19 protein-coding genes are annotated in these 17,961 nt (G+C 48.2%); 6 read left to right on the top strand and 13 right to left on the bottom strand.

Annotated elements, in window-relative coordinates; genetic code table 11:
* Positions 1-61 precede the first annotated feature (61 nt).
* Complete coding sequence (locus RQP50_RS01890) at positions 62-964, top strand: DMT family transporter (RefSeq protein ID WP_072727348.1); 903 nt, start codon at positions 62-64, stop codon at positions 962-964.
* A gap of 101 nt (positions 965-1,065) precedes the next feature.
* Positions 1,066-1,875 (top strand): Cof-type HAD-IIB family hydrolase, encoded by an 810-nt coding sequence (locus RQP50_RS01885; protein ID WP_028531705.1) that lies wholly within the window; start codon positions 1,066-1,068, stop codon positions 1,873-1,875.
* Between the two features lie 80 nt (positions 1,876-1,955).
* Here RQP50_RS01885 and RQP50_RS01880 read toward each other — a convergent pair whose 3' ends face one another.
* Positions 1,956-2,333 carry a MerR family transcriptional regulator gene (locus tag RQP50_RS01880; RefSeq protein ID WP_072727350.1) on the bottom strand — a complete coding sequence of 126 codons (378 nt, stop codon included), beginning with the start codon at positions 2,331-2,333 and terminating at the stop codon, positions 1,956-1,958.
* 160 nt (positions 2,334-2,493) lie between these two features.
* On the opposite strand from RQP50_RS01880, the gene RQP50_RS01875 reads away from it, so the two are divergent.
* Positions 2,494-2,886, top strand: a complete 393-nt coding sequence (locus tag RQP50_RS01875; RefSeq protein WP_315744532.1) for a carboxymuconolactone decarboxylase family protein — start codon at positions 2,494-2,496, stop codon at positions 2,884-2,886.
* A gap of 20 nt (positions 2,887-2,906) precedes the next feature.
* Here RQP50_RS01875 and RQP50_RS01870 read toward each other — a convergent pair whose 3' ends face one another.
* A complete protein-coding gene (locus RQP50_RS01870) occupies positions 2,907-3,785 on the bottom strand; it encodes an MBL fold metallo-hydrolase (protein WP_315742797.1) in 879 nt (292 codons plus the stop codon).
* Positions 3,786-3,989: 204 nt separating this feature from the next.
* On the opposite strand from RQP50_RS01870, the gene RQP50_RS01865 reads away from it, so the two are divergent.
* Both RQP50_RS01865 and RQP50_RS01860 read left to right on the top strand, forming a co-directional pair.
* Positions 3,990-4,715, top strand: a complete 726-nt coding sequence (locus RQP50_RS01865) for a glycerophosphodiester phosphodiesterase (RefSeq protein WP_072727352.1) — start codon at positions 3,990-3,992, stop codon at positions 4,713-4,715.
* Positions 4,716-5,088: 373 nt separating this feature from the next.
* Positions 5,089-6,165, top strand: coding sequence for a hypothetical protein (locus RQP50_RS01860; RefSeq protein WP_315742794.1), 1,077 nt, complete (start codon positions 5,089-5,091; stop codon positions 6,163-6,165).
* On the opposite strand, the gene RQP50_RS01855 is transcribed toward RQP50_RS01860, so the two are convergent.
* From RQP50_RS01855 to RQP50_RS01810, 10 genes are all read right to left on the bottom strand, one after another.
* On the bottom strand, positions 6,162-6,839 hold the full coding sequence (locus RQP50_RS01855; RefSeq protein ID WP_065292421.1) for a hypothetical protein: 678 nt from the start codon (positions 6,837-6,839) through the stop codon (positions 6,162-6,164). The two genes, RQP50_RS01860 and RQP50_RS01855, sit on opposite strands and share 4 nt — an antisense overlap.
* Before the next feature lie 207 nt (positions 6,840-7,046).
* On the bottom strand, positions 7,047-8,162 hold the full coding sequence (locus RQP50_RS01850; protein ID WP_315744530.1) for a sulfate ABC transporter substrate-binding protein: 1,116 nt from the start codon (positions 8,160-8,162) through the stop codon (positions 7,047-7,049).
* A gap of 20 nt (positions 8,163-8,182) precedes the next feature.
* Positions 8,183-9,331, bottom strand: coding sequence for a sulfate/molybdate ABC transporter ATP-binding protein (locus tag RQP50_RS01845; RefSeq protein ID WP_315742791.1), 1,149 nt, complete (start codon positions 9,329-9,331; stop codon positions 8,183-8,185).
* 2 nt (positions 9,332-9,333) lie between these two features.
* A complete protein-coding gene (locus RQP50_RS01840; protein WP_072727728.1) occupies positions 9,334-10,140 on the bottom strand; it encodes a sulfate ABC transporter permease subunit in 807 nt (268 codons plus the stop codon).
* 110 nt (positions 10,141-10,250) lie between these two features.
* On the bottom strand, positions 10,251-11,066 hold the full coding sequence (gene cysT / locus RQP50_RS01835; protein WP_021256367.1) for a sulfate ABC transporter permease subunit CysT: 816 nt from the start codon (positions 11,064-11,066) through the stop codon (positions 10,251-10,253).
* A gap of 288 nt (positions 11,067-11,354) precedes the next feature.
* Entirely contained in the window at positions 11,355-11,981 is a 627-nt protein-coding gene (locus RQP50_RS01830) for a hypothetical protein (protein ID WP_072727356.1), read from the bottom strand.
* 200 nt (positions 11,982-12,181) lie between these two features.
* Complete coding sequence (locus RQP50_RS01825) at positions 12,182-12,502, bottom strand: LysM peptidoglycan-binding domain-containing protein (RefSeq protein WP_315742788.1); 321 nt, start codon at positions 12,500-12,502, stop codon at positions 12,182-12,184.
* 253 nt (positions 12,503-12,755) lie between these two features.
* Positions 12,756-13,358 carry a TetR/AcrR family transcriptional regulator gene (locus tag RQP50_RS01820; protein WP_021256370.1) on the bottom strand — a complete coding sequence of 201 codons (603 nt, stop codon included), beginning with the start codon at positions 13,356-13,358 and terminating at the stop codon, positions 12,756-12,758.
* Positions 13,359-13,372: 14 nt separating this feature from the next.
* Entirely contained in the window at positions 13,373-14,005 is a 633-nt protein-coding gene (locus RQP50_RS01815; RefSeq protein ID WP_028531700.1) for a YigZ family protein, read from the bottom strand.
* 101 nt (positions 14,006-14,106) lie between these two features.
* Positions 14,107-15,462 carry a glucose-6-phosphate isomerase gene (locus RQP50_RS01810; RefSeq protein ID WP_021256372.1) on the bottom strand — a complete coding sequence of 452 codons (1,356 nt, stop codon included), beginning with the start codon at positions 15,460-15,462 and terminating at the stop codon, positions 14,107-14,109.
* Positions 15,463-15,752: 290 nt separating this feature from the next.
* Between RQP50_RS01810 and RQP50_RS01805 the strand changes: the two genes are divergently transcribed.
* Positions 15,753-16,652: an NAD(P)-dependent oxidoreductase gene (locus RQP50_RS01805; protein ID WP_072727358.1), complete on the top strand. Its 900-nt coding sequence runs from the start codon at positions 15,753-15,755 to the stop codon at positions 16,650-16,652.
* A 251-nt stretch (positions 16,653-16,903) separates the two neighbouring features.
* Here RQP50_RS01805 and rarD read toward each other — a convergent pair whose 3' ends face one another.
* Positions 16,904-17,857: an EamA family transporter RarD gene (gene rarD, locus RQP50_RS01800; protein WP_072727359.1), complete on the bottom strand. Its 954-nt coding sequence runs from the start codon at positions 17,855-17,857 to the stop codon at positions 16,904-16,906.
* Between the last annotated feature and the right edge of the window lie 104 nt (positions 17,858-17,961).

The following is a 17,961-nucleotide window of genomic DNA, read 5'->3' as shown; positions in this document are numbered from 1 at the left end:
TCTTTCTTACATGATAAGAGTAAAATATTTGAAAGTGGGAAGGGAGTCTAGTTTACTCATCATGAAACGCACATGGTTGGCCGATGTATGTCTCTTGCTCGTTGCATTGATTTGGGGCAGTACGTTTCTTGTTGTTCAGCATGCTGTCCATACTTTGCCCCCTCTTGCCTTTAATGCAATTCGCTTTGCATGCGCTGGACTGCTGTTTACAGTCGTTCTACTTCTTACAAGACGAACCTTGACTATCTTCCTGAACAAGCGACTGCTTCTTCACGGCGGGATACTTGGCTTATGGTTATTTTCCGCATATGCGTTTCAGACCATTGGACTGTTATACACAACGACAACCAACACCGGATTTCTAACGGGTCTATCGGTTGTGCTGGTTCCTTTCATTACCTTATGGCTGTCGAAGCAGCGGCTGACGCTCCCAACTTGGATCTCCGCACTGCTTGCTCTTTGCGGGCTGTATTTGCTCGCCTTCAACGGTGGAGCGGCTGAGTGGAATAAGGGAGACGGACTCGTGCTGCTCTGCGCTGTTGGCTTCGCCATGCATATCGCCCTGACAGGCCGTTTCGCATCGCAGCACGATACACTGCCGCTTGTTACCGTACAGCTTATGACTGTCGGCATTCTATCTGGTATTAGTTCGGCCATCTTCGAACCGCAGCTAACAATGAGATTGCTCGGGCAAGCCTTATCGGAACCGAAGGTGCTGTTCGCACTTGCTATATCCATTGGGCTCTCGACCGCGTTTGCCTTCTGGGCGCAGACTTGGTGTCAGAAATATACCTCCGCGACACGCGTTGCGATTTTATTTGCGATGGAACCGGTATTTGCCGCCATTACGGGCGTAACCTTTGCCGGAGAAGCGCTGGGAGGATGGTCGCTTGCGGGATGTGGGCTTATTTTTATTGGAATGATCGTTGCCGAATTGAAATGGAGCGGACATGCTGTACAATAGAAGTAGAGAGAAATACGGGTGTTCGTGGATAAAAATGTGACGAGCCCCTATTACCAGTACATGAATATGTGCTGCATAGATAGGAGAGAAACTCATAACCCATGTATAAACTTATCGCAATTGATGTAGACGACACGTTGATTAATGATGACAAGCAGGTAACTCCCGGCACGAAGCGTGCATTGGAGCTCGCCGTTCAACAAGGCGTTACCGTTACACTTGCAACAGGACGCATGTATGCTTCTGCTCATAACATTGCCTTGCAGACAGGTCTAAATGTGCCTCTCATTACGTATCAAGGCTCTCTGGTGAAGAACGTAATGGACGGTGAAGTACTCTACGAGCGTGCAGTGCCGCGCGATGCTGCACTTAAGCTGCTTCGCTACTGTGACGAGCACAATATCCATCTGCAGTTGTACATTGATGACAAGCTGTACGCTCGCGAAGAAAATCAAAAGCTGATTGACTACGCGAACTTGAGCCGCATTCCTTATTTCATAGAACCTGACTTTGATCGTCTGCTCGCTTCCCCTTCCACGAAGATGCTCATGATCGACGAACCGGATCGACTGGATCGTGTCGCAGAAGAACTGAAGGAATTGCTGGGATCAGAGGTTCATATTACAAAGTCGAAGCCTCATTTCTTAGAGGTTACCCATTATGAGGGCACGAAGGGAAGCGCATTGCGCCATTTGGCGGAACACTTCGGCTGCAGCTTGGAAGAGACGATCGGTATCGGAGATTCATGGAATGACCATGATCTGATCGAGACGGCTGGACTCGGTGTTGCGATGGGCAATGCCGTTGATTCACTTAAGACGATTGCCGATTATGTAACAGAGAGCAACAATGATGAAGGAGTACGTCATGTCATAGAGAAGTTCATCCTGAATCGTGACAGCGCGAACTAATCACACCTAAACGAAGCACCGCTTTCGACCAGACAAAACCGTCTGGGAAAGCGGTGCTTTTTTAATCAACCGCACAGGTATTACTCCACTGGGTTCTCCTCTAGTCGTTTATAGTGCTCAATTTTGGATTCAATCTTCAGTAGATGCTCATGCAACTCCTTAACTTGTGCCATAACCTGCTCTTGATGTTCCTCCAATAACGCACGTCGTGCACGTATCGTGGAATCCCCTCTGCTTCGCAAATGAGAAAACTGCTGCATCTCCCTGATTGGCATGCCTGTCGCACGCAATCGGAGCAGGAAATGAATCCACGCTATGTCCGATTCCGTATATTGCCGGTAGCCATTTGCATCACGCTGCACTTCTGTCAGCAACTCAATCTTTTCGTAGTAGCGCAACGTATGTACGGACAGTCCTGTCTTATCCGCAATTTGTTGGATCGTAAAATAGGTTTTCATAATGGAACATTATATCACGCCACCCAACACCGAAAAAAAGGCTTGCTATAGAGCGCACTCTAATGTGTAGCATGTCATTCATGCAGTGCATTCCAATACGATTGGATTATCTATCTTAAAGGAGGACTTCCCGATGATGAATGTGGATAATGAAGAAAAAGTGGCAACTGAGCGTTATCAACGAGGCTGGGACAGGTTGAAGGAAGTAGATGGCGAGGCAGGCGAGCATGTGATTGAATCCTTGAGCGGGATTGCCCCTGAGCTTGGTCAATATATTATTGAATTTGCTTTTGGAGACATTTATTCTCGTGAAGGACTGGATTTGAAGCAGCGTCAGCTCGTCACACTTGCGTCTCTCACTACTCAAGGCGGATGCGAACCGCAGTTACATGTCCATATTCGAGCAGCACTACATGTCGGTCTAGCTCCTAACGAAATTATTGAAGCGATGATTCATTGTGTTCCATACACCGGATTCCCCCGCGTCCTCAATGCCATATTTACAGCTAAGCGAATATTTGAAGAACAGCAGATAAGCAACGTACCTCTCTAGCAAAAAAAGGGTAACCTCGGTTACCCTTCCACTCGCATCCCTGTCCGCGCAAGTGCCACATTTGATGGCAGCTCATAGCTTGTACGAAAATCAATGTCATGGGACATATGCGTAAATATGGCCCGCTTCGGACAGATATCCTGAAGCAATTCCACAGCCTCGACCATGTCGTATACGGAACGGGTCTCATAGGCTGCCTGTTCATGATAAAAATTCGTTCCCAATATAAGAAGATCAAGATCGTGGAAAAATTGGCGTTCCTCAGCGCCCAGTCCAATTGCATCCGATGCATACAACCAGCTATTCAACGCAGTGGATTCCGCATTCGTGGAGCTTGCGCTTCTTTCCGACGTCTGCCTCTCCGCTTCCGAATACGGTTCCTCCGTTCTCAAGACGGCTTGAAGCCGATCAAAGCGATACGCGTAGGAATAGCCATTCTTGCCGTGATTGACACGGATCGGTTGAATGGACCATTCCCGCCACTCCCATGTCTGCTCGATATCTTCGAATTGGATGAACCGCTCAAGCCATGGGTACATCGTTCGAATCAATTGATTCACCTCTGCAGGAGCAATGACATGCCCTTGTCGATCCAGCCAGCGGCATGCATCTGCATACGCAGGGAGTCCTGCAATATGATCCTGATGCGCATGGGTGATGAGGATATCATCTATCCAGAACAAGCCTGCACGTTCCATCTGGCCTGTCCAATCCGGCCCGCAGTCGATGAGAAGCCGTTCGTCAGCTCGTTCAATCACAACAGAGGAACGATAACGGCGGTTCTGTCCTTCCTCACGCGCCTCTCTGCACACCTCACAGTCGCAATATACTCGTGGAACCCCCATGGAGTCTCCTGTCCCCCAAAAAGAAATTGACCAACTCTTTTCCTCATAATTCATGTCCATTTTTCTCCTTCAGCTGCGTATATATTTACAAGAACAACACGTAACCGTTATAAAATCTCCATTGTTCTTCCATCATGTATCAAGTATAATCGGAGTCAATTCCGCATGCACACATACTTACATACGGATCCTATGATACATGATAACGCAGTTATCATCACATTCGCTATCATGTTCGTTATAATGAGGAGGATTATCATGAGTTCCAACGCACTGTTCAATGATGTTGAAATTGTCGCTCACCGTGGCTATGCAGCGGTGCATCCCGAGAATACGATGGCGGCATTCCGCCGTTCCATCCAAATGGGCGCCGATACGTTAGAAATCGACGTACATCATTCGAAAGACGGCATTCCCGTCGTCATCCACGACGATACACTGGATCGAACAACAACGGGCACAGGACGAATCCGAGAGAAGACGGTTGCTGAGCTTCAGCAGGTAGATGCCGGCAAGAAGTTCAGCCCAGAGTTCGCTGGATGCGGTGTTCCACTGCTGGAAGAAGTGCTTGAATTATGCGGGGGAAAAGTTGGCCTTCAGCTGGAATTGAAAGAACATAATACAGAAGAGGAACTTCGCGCCATCCTTCATCTGTTGAATCAATATGATATGACAGAACGCACGATGTTTATCTCTTTTTACCCAGACAATCTGCATATATTACGCAGCCTAAACAACGAGATTGAGCTTGCGCTCCTGTCAAGCGAGCTTGTCGATTTGAAGGCAGTAGCCGAGCTTGGCAACGCCACACTTCTAATTCAGTTGTCGACAGTTTTGGAGTATCCGCAGCTCGTCGCTGAGACGCAAGCAGCCGGTGTAGGACTTGGTGTCTGGACCGTTCGCAGCCTAGAAGATGCTTATAAGCTCGTTGAAATTGGTGTTCGCAGACTGACCACGGACATTCCATTGTATCGCGAAGCCTAACCCATGAATCATCTAAATATTGAAGCCTATTGAAGTAGGTATTCCGCAATCGAATCTCTATCAGCACACATGCGCAGACCGCTCTGAATACAGAGTAGTCTGCGCTTTTATATTTATGTTGGCTGGTGGATCGGGAATCATTGCTGCCTTCAAGAAACGTATGCCTCGCGGCGATTATACGATCGCTAGTAATAGATTTTTAGAGGAAAGCGAGAACAGATCATAGATCGAGCGACGTCTAGCATACTTGCAGAGCTTCAGCTTTGTCGTAGAAGATCTTGAGTTACCCTACTAGGTTCAAGCTGTTGCAATTACCGACATACTCCATATACATATATTGGTATCACAAAATTACTAATTAAGGAGGCATATCATGTCACAATCCAACATTCCCAATATTACACCGATAATATCCGTAACAAGAGATGATGCATTAAACTTACTATTATCCTCAATCGCATTGGAGGAATTAGGCTTAAGCCATATTATTAATGCGGAAGGGGAAAAAATCCAATTTGCTCTCGGCACATTACCGGGCGTAACCTCACCACCAGCTAGTATAAGTGACCTGCTTCTTATCAACGAGAGCGTCCGAGGGACAATCAATGATTTAACGAAAAAAGAATTTTTGCTGCAATCCAAATTAGAAAGTGTATTGGCAGCTCCGTCTTTATTAGGCCCCACCGGGCCTACAGGGCCTACAGGAGGTGCCGCTGGCGCTACTGGGGCTACGGGGCCCACAGGCGCTGCTGGCGCTACGGGGGCTACGGGGGCCACGGGCGCTGCTGGTGTTACGGGGGTTACTGGGGCCACGGGCGCTGCTGGTGTTACTGGCGCTACGGGGGCCACAGGCGCTGCTGGCGCTACGGGGGCTACGGGGGCCACGGGCGCTGCTGGTGTTACGGGGGCTACGGGGGCCACGGGCGCTGCTGGTGTTACGGGGGCTACGGGGGCCACGGGCGCTGCTGGTGTTACGGGGGCTACGGGGGCCACGGGCGCTGCTGGTGTTACGGGGGCCACAGGACCTCTGATCACTTCCAATTTTGCCGTAATTGATGGTGGTTTTCTTCCGTCGCCGGTCCCATCGGGAGGAACCGTTCCATTTAATATGGCTCCAGTTATTAGTGGGACATTGATCTCTCAGACGCCTCCTTCGCCAGACATCTTTCTTGCAGGCGGACACAGCTATCTGGTCAATTGGGAAGCATCGGAAATAACAATCACATTACCGCAATCTTCATCCATACAATTCATATTGACATTGAACGGCACCGAAATCCAATTCAGCTTTGTTTCAGCCCCTCCGAATTCCCCAGTTGGCATCCATACGTCAGGGACGATGATTGTTACCACTCCACCGGGACCAGATAGCGTGCTGAATCTTGTTAATACTTCTTTGTTTCCAATCAACAACGTAGGAGTAACGTTCACAATCGTAGCGATCACTTAACCTGGATTTTCATCTGTATTTGATATAGATATTTCACTCTTAATAGAAAGAACCGACATGGGGAGCACTAGAAGCTTAGCTAGTGGCTCTCCTCTTTGGATCCGACATTCCTTTAAGGGTTCGAACGCCAGTGGCAAGCCTATTCTCTCCTGAACTCTTGCCAATGTCGGGCCATGAAGCATTCCAGGATAGATGGCGAATCTCCCGTCTTGCGTTTCGAGTGGTTGTATAAGGATGAAATGTTGTTTTGGGATCTCTACACTCCAACCTTGCCTCCATTCAAATGTACCTTCTCCATTCGGAAGCAGCATCGGATAATAAAGTCCGTTGTACTTGTATTCGTGGATTTTATACCAACCTGCGGGCGAAATGCCGATGACGACATCATTTTTATGTGCCCAATCCTCCATGGGAACCATATGCTTTAGACGGGCAAAATCTGTGGGATCCTGAATGGAAGTTTGGATTTCCTTTACGGGCTGAATATCAATGTCGACCGGACAGTAAATGGTCCAGCCCAATTCTTTTGCCATCCGGTACGGCCAACATAGGCCTTTGACGCGCTTCGTTTTAATCCATCTCGAGCTGTCATCAGGCCACCTTTTATCCACTATCTTTTCCTGAGCGGGCAGTATTGCGAAGTCCAACAACTGATTGAACTTTACGCTGGTCATAGGCTACTTCCTTTCTTAGAAAAGTCATTCGTGACGAATCTATGCACTCGGTCAAGAATTTATGATCAGCCCATCTTGTTTTCTGTTTTCCGTTCCCCTATTCCAAAAAATGAAAAAAGAGAGGACACCGGATCTACCCCCTCATTTCCCTACTATTCATTCCTAAATCATCTATCGCGTTGATATCCCTATACTTCAATAGCAGGATCATTCTATTCCCGCCAACACTTGATACCATATTCCCCGGCTACTATACAATTTCTCCCTGACCTCATCCCATCCGCCCATATCATCGATATAGAATAAGCCATCTGGGACGGGATAGATCTCGATAGTCTCATTAGCAACCTGCTCATTCACAGGGCGGAAGCCTGCTTCCGCGAACATTCGCTGCGCCTTCGGCTCACGCAAATAATCGACGAGCGCTTCCGCAGCTTCCTCAACTTGGTGCTTCCTCGCATATTTCCTCACAACAACAACTGGATTCTCGATTAGAATCGTATGCTTAGGAAGAACCATTTCATAAGGTACGCCTTCACGTTTGCGGGACAGGATCTCATTTTCGTAGGTCACGATTGCATCCCCAACACCATACTCAAATGCCGCCATCGACGCTCTGCCGCTCTTATCCATGGACAGTACATTATGATGGACGCGCATCAGCAGCTGCTTGGCAAAAGGTGGCCCATCCTTCCCTTGCTCAGCTGCCATCTTCAACCCTGCTCCGTATATGGCATTAATATCCCACTGTGCTCCACCTGATGTCTTCGGGTTCGGGTATAAGACATTAACCCCTTCACGGGTCAAATCCGTCCAATCCCGAATGCCGAGAGGATTGCCTTTCCGTGTACCTATGACAGCAACAGAACGAGTAACCATTCCCTGATAAGCATCCTGCTGCTTCCAATCTGAGTTAATCAGCTTCGCACGTTCGAGCTTATCTATATCCCCTTCCATGGCGAGAAGGGCTACATCCGCTTCCATCCCGCCGGCTATCGCTCTGGCCTGAGTACCGGAGGCTTCATAAGATTCCTGAAAGACAACCTTCTTCCCCGTCTTCGCCTCCCAATCAGCAGCGAATTGTGGGAGTATGCGCCCTAGCGCGTCCTTCACAACTGAGTAGGCACCGATTACGATGGTCACCGTATCCTTGTCAGAAGCAGAAATCTGCTTCATGGCTAAGGTTCTCTCGGTCCCATTTCCGTCTTGACTGGCTGACTCACTGCTGCAGCCCGGCAGTACCACAAGGAGTGAGAGTATGAGCACCGCCATCATTGCCGTAAGCCTATCTCTGGTCTTAATCCAACTCTTGGACGTCCTCATCCCTCGACCACGATCCGTGTTCAAATATGAACCGGCATTGGGTCTTCTTTTAACACATTTTCCACTACCCAACTCCGACCCCCCTCGAACACATAGACGCGATGGACGAGCACCTGCACCCAATCCCCCGTCTGCAGCATTGGCTTCTCCAATGAACGATATGTTTTCAATATCATGTCGCCAACTTCAATGGCCACCATCCACTCACTCCCACGAAATTGAAGAGACTTCACGGTGCCGTGTATGCAGGCAGATGCCATTTTCAATTCACCAGGCAAGCCTACCTCAATATATTCAGGTCGAATCAATGCCTTGAATTCGGCTCCTTCCTGAATCGTCTCCCGAACATATGGAGTCTCTAGTACAGCTTCTATAGGATTAGTTGAGGAAGGAATAGCCGTCTGAAGTGACGACGAGAGAGTCTCGAATCCCCGAAGAGAGTCCAGATCCGAAATAATCGTCGATTCTCCAATAAATTCAGCTACGAATGGAGTATTCGGAGACTGATAAATATCCCACGGTGTCCCTTTTTGCTCCACACTTCCCTGATTAATAATCATGATCTCATCTGCAACTTCAATCGCTTCATCCTGATCATGGGTAACAAAGATGGAGGTAATGCCAACCCGTTCAATCAGTTCCCTCAGCCAGCTTCGCAGCTCCTTGCGAATCTTGGCATCAATTGCAGCGAATGGCTCATCCAACAGCAGCAGCTGTGGCTCAGGGGCCAATGCACGCGCGAAAGCTACACGCTGGCGCTGGCCTCCGGACAGCTGGTGCGGATATCTGCGCTCGATCCCAGACAACCCGGTTAGCTCGAGCAGCTCTGTAACCCGCTCACGGATGCGATCCTTGGGCCATTTCTGAATCGTCAGCCCAAAGGCAATGTTGTCATAGACAGTCATATGCTTGAACAACGCATATTGCTGGAATACGAAGCCGATGCCGCGCTGCTGGGGCGGGATTTCATTGACCCGATTCCCTTGGAATCGAATTTCACCGCTGTCTGGCTGCTCTAGGCCAGCTAGCATGCGCAGTACAGAAGTCTTCCCGCCACCGCTCGGTCCGAGCAAGCCGATAAGCTGACCCGCTTCAATGGAGAAGCTGACGTCACGCACTGCATGATAGGAACCGAACCATTTGTTGAGCTGATTTACCTCAATATGCATCGTCAATGCACTCCTTTGCGTCCTGCGTGACGCTTCGCCCATTCCATGAAGAGCAGCAGGATGATCGAACTGAATACAAGTACTAGGGCCAAGCTGCTGGCCGCCGTAATGTTGAAGTTCTCCACGTCTTGGTATACAAGTGTCGTTGCGGTCTGCGTCTTGTTCATAATATTGCCGGATACGACAAGAATGGCGCCAAATTCACCAAGGGAACGAGCTATGGTTAGAACGACTCCATAGAGCACCCCCCATCGTATAGATGGCCATGTTACCTTCCAGAAGGTAGTCCAATCATAAGCGCCAAGCATCGACGCAGCTTCTTCCTGCTGTGTCCCAATTTCCTGCAGGACAGGCACAACTTCTCGGATAAGCAGCGGGAATGTCACAAATAAGGTGGCAAGCACCATACCCGGGAACGCATATACGATTTGAACGCCCATGTTCGCAAATAACGTCCCCATAATCGTCTGCGGGCCTAACAAGAGTACAATCATAAATCCGCCTATAATCGGGGATACCGCAAAAGGAAGATCGATAATCGCATTGAGTAATCGTCGAACAAAACCATTTAACCAGCCCCCTCTTACGAGGACGATCGATAACCATACACCAAACACAACATTAAGCAGCGTCACAACGCCTACGACTGCTGCTGTAACTCCAAGTGCATGAAGCGACTCAGGCCGAAGCAGGGAGGCGAGGGCTGAACCCCAACCACCTTGGAAAGCTCCCAACAGCATTTGCAATAAGGGAGCAATAAGTAATGTAATAAATACAGCGTAAGTCAGAATGATAAGCAGCAACTGCAGCTTAGAGCGTGAGTGTGGGCGTGGATCATGTACAGCTGCTGAGGATTGCGAGGCAGTTAGCACTTGATGCGGTTCTTCTGAAGAATTGGGCTGATGATAAGGAGTATGCTTCATGACGATTTCCTCCGGTTCTGTATCCAATGAATCGCCCATAAGACTATGAATGATAAGGTCAACAATAAGACAGAAACGACTGCTGCCGATTGAGGGTGGTCACTTTCAATTTCACCGAAAATGTATACAGATGCAACGAGCGTCTTCCCCGGTATGTTCCCAGCGACGAGCACTACTGCTCCGAATTCAGCCATTGCCCGGGAGAAGGCAAGCATTGCACCACTCACAATGCCTGGCCTCATACGCGGCAGCGTAACACGAGTGAACGTGTACATACGGGACGCGCCAAGCGTATAAGAGGCTTCTTCTTCAGACAAGTCGGCCTCTTCCAAGAGCGGCTGAACTGCCCGAATGACGAAGGGAAAAGTGACGAAGACCATGGCAGCTACAATAGCGGGCTCTGCGAAAACGATTCTCCACCCCATAGATTCTGCCAATCTCCCAACGAAGCTTCCTGGCCCGAGCAGAAGCAGGATCATCAACCCGCCTACCGCGGTGGGCAGAGCGAATGGCAAGTCTACCAAGCTATTCAGCCAAGTTCGCCCGACGAAACGATAGCGGTGGAGCACCCAAGCCGACAATGTTCCGATGACAACGTTGATCGCCGTTGCAATGATCGCCAGACGGAACGTCAGCGCCACTGATTGCCATGCAAGAGGTTCCATGAGACTGTCTACAAATGTGCTCCAACCGCCATAGAACGATTGAGCATATATGCCGCCAAGTGGTACCACAACCAGCAAAAATACGTATAGAAGCAGCGTGGTTCGAAACCCCCACAACGCTCCACGATAGCGCAGTACTGCGTTCACCTTCGTCCCTCCATCTACGTAAACTCAACTCTTTATGTCCATTATTCCAACTTCTTTACTCGGTAATGGTTTTCACCACTTTACCAAAAAATAGATGACACCGTCAATACAAAGATTGATTTATAACGCCCAATCTGTAAGTGAACCTTATGCAACTTATTCGAAACCCTTATGATAGGTGATAACCCAATTTCATGTGATATGGACGATGGAGCCGCCGTTTCGATTCCCCAGATGGAAGCACAAAAAAATCCGCCGATTGCATTTCCTGCATCAGACGGACTTTGCTTACATGTATTTCCATTTTTTGAATAAGGTTACTTTCTGTTGTTCGACATGCATCTGAATCCAATACCGCATCCCGCTATCTGAATCTTGAAATAGAAAGACTCCACGATCCTGGCCCTTCTCCGAAAGGATTCGAAGTGTTCGTTCATTCGCTTGCAATCGGTCTACAATAAAAGCTCGCGCCTTCACCTGAAGCTCTCCTGTATCGTCACCCCGTACATTCCCTTCTGCAGACGGCCTCAGAATGCCGAGCTTGTATAGCTCTCCCGTCTTCAGGTTCACTTCCCCATAGAAACCGCTTATGCCGCCCCGCCGCTGCTCCATTCCATTGATCGTGCCAATAAAGGCAACATGTCCTTCATCCGACTTGGTATCCTCTTGGTTCGGAAAATATTTTGAAAACCCACATATCAGGTTCCATTCCTGATCATTGATCTGAACATCATACAGCTTGTACAGTTCTTCTTTCACAATAAGAAGGACCTTCTCTTTATTAATCGATTTCTCTTTGCCATAATCGGTTACGACTTGATTCACCTTGTCGTATGTATGCTGAACGGCTTGTCCGCATCCTGCCAACAGCCAGCTGATCGCCACGACCGCCAGCAGCAGTGCTGCCTTCTTCATCCTTCATCTACCCCGCTTCATCCCATCGGTATGGTTGGATTCTACCTCTCTATTCCCCATACCTACTACTTTACATGAAGTTTGTAGAATGAGCATCTGAATCTGGTCACAATTCAGCTTACAATATTGTCATCTTCACCGTCTATTTGCAAGAGGAAGGGCGCCCAACACATTGGACACCCTGTCATCGAGCAGGCCATTCAACTGCTCGTCACTTCTCTGCCTTGCAATTGCGCGACTTCCCGCTGAAGGCGGCGAACTTGTTGTTCAAGAATCGTAACACGCTGTTCCAAATTGATCCCTCCTGGAAAAGGAGGAAATGGTTGCGTTGGCGGGAGAGGCGGTGGCGGCGGAAATGGAAATGTCCCCCCTCCACCCACAGGGAATCGAAGCACTTGCCCCACATATACAACATCCGTATTCGTTAATTGATTCGCTTGAATGAGGGAAGACACCGGAACCCCATACCGATTTGCAATCGTGAACAAGGAATCTCCAGGCTGTACTATATACTCAATCATGAAGACACACTCCTATCGAAGTATTGGCATGAGTGTACACCATAAGATGGAGATGTTTTATCCTGATGACCTGTGCATGTAAGTACAAGTCACTGTATTGCTTTAACATAAAAAAGCCCCCTTACGTCTAATTGCCTTTCACACACATGCCGATAACCCGAAGCTGGGCTATCGTCACTATATGTGCAGGAGAACAGAAACGTGAGAAGAGCTTTTTTATATCGATTTATCATTGAAATAAGAATGCAAGTGACTATGCCGTCTGTGCTGACTCCAGCGTTCTGCGGCATAAGAAGCGAACGTGAGCTAGCGCCGCCGGCTTCACCTCATCAAAGGTGACTTGATCTTGAATGTAAAAGGAGATGAATCCATGCATGGCAAGAAAAATGCTTCGTGGGATATTATGTCGTTCCTGCTCGGTATGAATGCTGCTCACGAGCGTCTGTCTCACAATCGTCGAGAACAATTCCAAGCAACGACCTTGTTCTGAGCGGGCATACGCGAGCAATTCTTCATCCCGCGTCATAAACATAATTTCATAGTGGTGCGGCTGCTCGAGACCGAAGCGGATGAATTCTAGCATCACCTGCTCCATCTTGGACAACCCATCGGAAGGAGCCTGAACCATAACACGTTCGAACAGCCGTCCCAAACGCTTGAAATCTTCCTGTACGAGCGCGTAGAACAGTTCCGCTTTGTCTTTGAAATGATAATAAAGCGATCCGTGGCTATACCCTAATTGTTGGCCGATACTTCGCATGGAGATAGCGCGGTATCCTTTCGTGACAAACAAGTGGCGCGCCACTTCCAAGATTCGCTCTCGCGATAGCTCTTGATCCACTGCTTTTCTTGGCATAGAGGTTGTTCTCCTTATTCCCCTTCGATATAGTAAATAGAATCTCCCTTCCGAATAACGGCTTGACCTTGCGTCAAATCCGTAATCCACGCCATAAACCGCTCTGTTTCCGACACAACGGGCAAACACGTCAATGTCACTTTGTCGGTAAATTGCGTTTCTCCCATCCTCGTCTCTCTATTTCGCAATTCATTCTCAAGCTTGCCAAGCCAAGTATAATCGATTTCTACAAAAACCTCTTGATGCAGCACCTTCACAATCGCATCTGCCGCTTCAATCGCTGCAACAGCTCCATCTGTATAGGCCCGAATCAAGCCGCCTGCCCCAAGCAGAATACCCCCGAAATAGCGTGTAACGACAATGGCGGTATTTTTCAGACCTTGATTCTTCATCACTTCCAGAATGGGTTTGCCTGCCGTGCCGCTTGGCTCTCCGTCGTCGGATGCCTTCTGAATCTCATCCCGCTCGCCAATGACGTAGGCGGAACAATTGTGTGTGGCGTTCCAGTGCTGTTTCTTGATTTCTTCTATAAAAGCAATCGCTTCTTCCTCGTTGGCAACTGGCTTGCCATAACCGATAAAGCGCGACTTCTTGATGACGATCTCCTTGCTGCCAAATTGGCGCAACGTCTTATATTGTTCTAGCATGAAGATTCACCTTCCGAGATTGCCAAGAAAGCAGCCCCCCATGTTGGAGAACTGCTTTCACGGCTTGTTGCCTATCTAAGCTGTTAACTCTTGCCGCCCGCTTATTCGGACAATCTTGCTTCCAATTCCGCTTTTTGGACTTCGAATCCTGGTTTGCCGAGCAAGGCGAACATATTTTTCTTGTATGCTTCCACACCAGGCTGATCGAACGGATTCACTCCGAGCAGATAGCCGCTGATGCCGCATGCTTTTTCAAAGAAGTATACCAAATATCCGAACGAATATGGCGTCATGTCTGGAATCGTCACTACCAAGTTCGGTACATTACCGTCTGTATGTGCCAGCAAAGTGCCTTGGAATGCCTTCTTATTCACGAAGTCGACTGTCTTGCCTGCGAGGAAATTCAAGCCGTCCAAATCATCAGCATCTTCTTCAATCGTGATGTGATGCTTCACTTCTTCTACTTGAATAACCGTCTCGAACAGGTTGCGAGTTCCTTCTTGAATGAACTGCCCCATCGAGTGAAGGTCAGTCGAGAAGTCAACGGAGGATGGATAGATCCCTTTGTTGTCTTTCCCTTCGCTCTCGCCGAACAACTGCTTCCACCATTCCGACACATAGTGAAGGGATGGCTCGTAGTTCACGAGAATTTCTGTTGTCTTGCCCTTGCGATACAGCGCATTGCGTGCTGCTGCGTATTGATAGCTGAGGTTCTCTTCGACGTTCGGATTGCTGAACTCTTCCGAAGCATCACGAGCACCTTGCATCATCTCGTCAATATCAATGCCAGCGACTGCGATTGGCAATAGACCAACCGGCGTCAATACGGAGTAGCGGCCGCCTACATCATCTGGAATGATGAATGTCTCGTAGCCTTCTGCCGTTGCCAGCGTCTTCAGTGCGCCCTTCTCACGATCCGTAGTAGCGAAGATACGATTCTTCGCTTCTTCCTTGCCGTACTTCTTCTCGAGCAGGTCTTTGAAGATACGGAATGCGATTGCTGGCTCCGTTGTTGTACCCGACTTGGAGATAACATTGATTGAGAAGTCCTTGCCTTCAATCAATTGCATTAGATGCGTCATATAAGTCGAGCTGATGTTGTTGCCTGCGAAGTAAATCTCGGGCGTGTTGCGCTTGTCCTTCGGAAGCATGTTGTAGAAGGAATGGCTCAACATTTCAATCGCTGCACGAGCGCCCAAATAGGAGCCGCCAATCCCGATAACAATAAGCACTTCAGAATTCGATTGAATGCGCTTAGCTGCTGCTTGAATGCGCGCAAATTCTTCTTTATCGTAAGCGGAAGGTAGATCAATCCAGCCTAGGTAATCGGAACCTGCTCCTGACTTATTATGTAATTGCTCATGCGCTAAGCGAATGGGCTCTTTAAAATAATCAATTTCATGCTGACTTACGAACGTCAACGCCTTGCTGTAATCAAAGTGCACTTTTTTTGCCATCGTACACCCTCCTCGAGTATTGGTTGACTTTGCCACTTTAACCCACGAAAATCAATATAGTCATAGGATACTGGATTTTGGACGGAAACACAAGGGAACGCGTTTCATTGAACCGGATTCCACGATAAAATAAATTTATAACATTGCATAAATTTGCATATGAATACGCTCTCACCATCTTTCTCTGCTGCTTTGTTTGCTTGATTCCTTGTCTCCGCCACTGACAAATATGGTACACTAACATCATCGAAATCATGCGAATCATTCACAGTGCGAGAGGATGAGAGACAATGAAGGCAGCAGTACTTGGATTAGGCACGATGGGCGCGCCAATGGCAGCCAATCTGCTTAGCAAAGGATTCGAAGTAGCCGTATACAATCGTTCCACAGATAAAACCGTTCCATTAGTTGAGCAAGGTGCGACTGCCGTACATCTACCGCGTGAGGCCGCAGCACAATCCGATGTCGTAATTACCATGGTTAGTGATGATTCCTCCATAGAAGCGATCTATTACGGAGAAGACGGGGTGCTCGCAGGCGTTCGCTCTGGTCATATCGTAATTGACTGCAGCACCATATCTCCTTCTCTGGTTCAACAGCTCGCAGCAGCTTGCGCCGAGCGGGGAGCCCAGTTCCTTGATGCTCCTGTAACGGGCAGCAAGCCTGCAGCCGTCGATGGAACACTTGTCTTTATGGTCGGCGGTGAAGAGACCGCCCTGCAACAAGCTATGCCCGTGTTGGAAGCAATGGGACGAATGATCGTTCATATGGGTCCTAATGGCAGCGGCTCCATCACGAAGCTGGCCCACAACACAATTGTCGGCATTAACAATGCCGCTCTGGCAGAAGGGTTTGCAATGGTATCCAAGGCAGGCGTAAATCCCGAGGCATTCCTTCAGGTTGTGCGCAACGGCAGTGCAGGCAGTAAGGCAGCTGAACTGAAAGGTGAGAAGATTATTGCAGGCAACTTCGACAATCAATTCTCCCTGCAGTTAATGTTGAAGGACTTGAAGCTCGCTTCCGTGCTGACTGACACGATGCAGTCTCCGACACCTATGCTGGAGGTTGCCAAGAGTTTGTTCCAAATGGGCCAAACGGCAGGCTTTGGGGAAGAGGATTTATGTTCACTTGTGAAAATCTACGAGCAATGGATTGGTCACCCGATCGGACAAAGCAAGAACAACGAGTAGGATAAGCCTAATTCTAAGATGATTTATATACCAAGGGAGTGCACGGAATACACCGACACTCCCTTTCATTATTCGTTTCAGTTTCTGATACTCACGATAAAGCCCAATGAATTATTCACTAATAAGCTTTTCATCTTCACTACTGCATTTTCTGCATTGTCAGACGGTCTCTTTCTACGAAACCTGCGGACCTTGTATGATAAGCTTTTTTTGTGAAAACAGAGCGTTCACTTTGCATAATGAGCTTTTCTCTACGAAGCTGTATATGAGCTGTCCGAAGGATTCTGAGCTTGGGAAGCTTGCTTGGACACTTTGGTATTCCTTACGATTCGAGAGAGCGAAAATACAGCTAATGCAATCCATATCAGGGCGAATGCAAGAAACTGTGGAGTCGTAAATTCTTCCCCGAACACAAACAAGCCAAGCAGCAACATGATCGTAGGTGCAATATATTGCAGGAAGCCTACAAGGGTAAATGATATTCGCTTCGCACCTGTAGCGAATAATAGCAGTGGAATTGCCGTTACAATTCCCGCTCCCATTAGCAGCATGATAATAGACGCTTCTTTATCCCACAGCGGGATCCCATTAGGATTGAAGAAGAAAAGAAATACAAGCGCAAACGGCGTCATGATCAAAGTTTCCACCGTTAACCCTGTCCATGGGCCTACAGATACCTTCTTCTTAATGAGTCCATAACAACTGAATGTTGTCGCGAGCGTCAACGCTGCCCAAGGAAAGCTGCCGTAATATACGGTCAGGCATATAACCCCTGCTGCTGCGATGCCAACTGCTGACCACTCCGTCTTCGTCAACCGCTCCTTCAGGAAAAATGTCGCGAGAAAGACATTAAGCAAAGGGTTGATATAATATCCAAGGCTTGCTTCCACTACATGCGCACTTTCCACAGCAAAAATATAAACGAGCCAGTTGATGCTAATTACAACGGATGCCACAATGATACTTATAGCTTGTTTCTTATGGGTGAGCAGCTGCTTGATTTCTGCCATAGTGGACTTCCACTTCCCCAGCAATGCCAACAGGACAATCATGAATACTAATGACCAAATAATCCGATGAGCCAATACCTCTGCTGCTGGCACAGAGCCGAGCAGCTTCCAATAGATCGGAAGGAAGCCCCAAATAATATAGGACAGCCCGGCGGCTGCGATACCGGTCGCATAATGATTTTGCTTCTGTTTCACTCGTTTACTCCTCGCCCTATCCTTAATGATTTAATATATAAATTTTATTATATCAGTTCAGACCCAATATTAGGATGATATTTACAGATAAAATAGATCACAAC

This window comes from Paenibacillus suaedae (genome assembly GCF_032337355.1).
Lineage (GTDB): Bacteria > Bacillota > Bacilli > Paenibacillales > Paenibacillaceae > Paenibacillus_B > Paenibacillus_B suaedae.
Note: the sequence above shows the minus strand (reverse complement) of the source record. Positions and strands in the feature narration are given on the sequence as shown.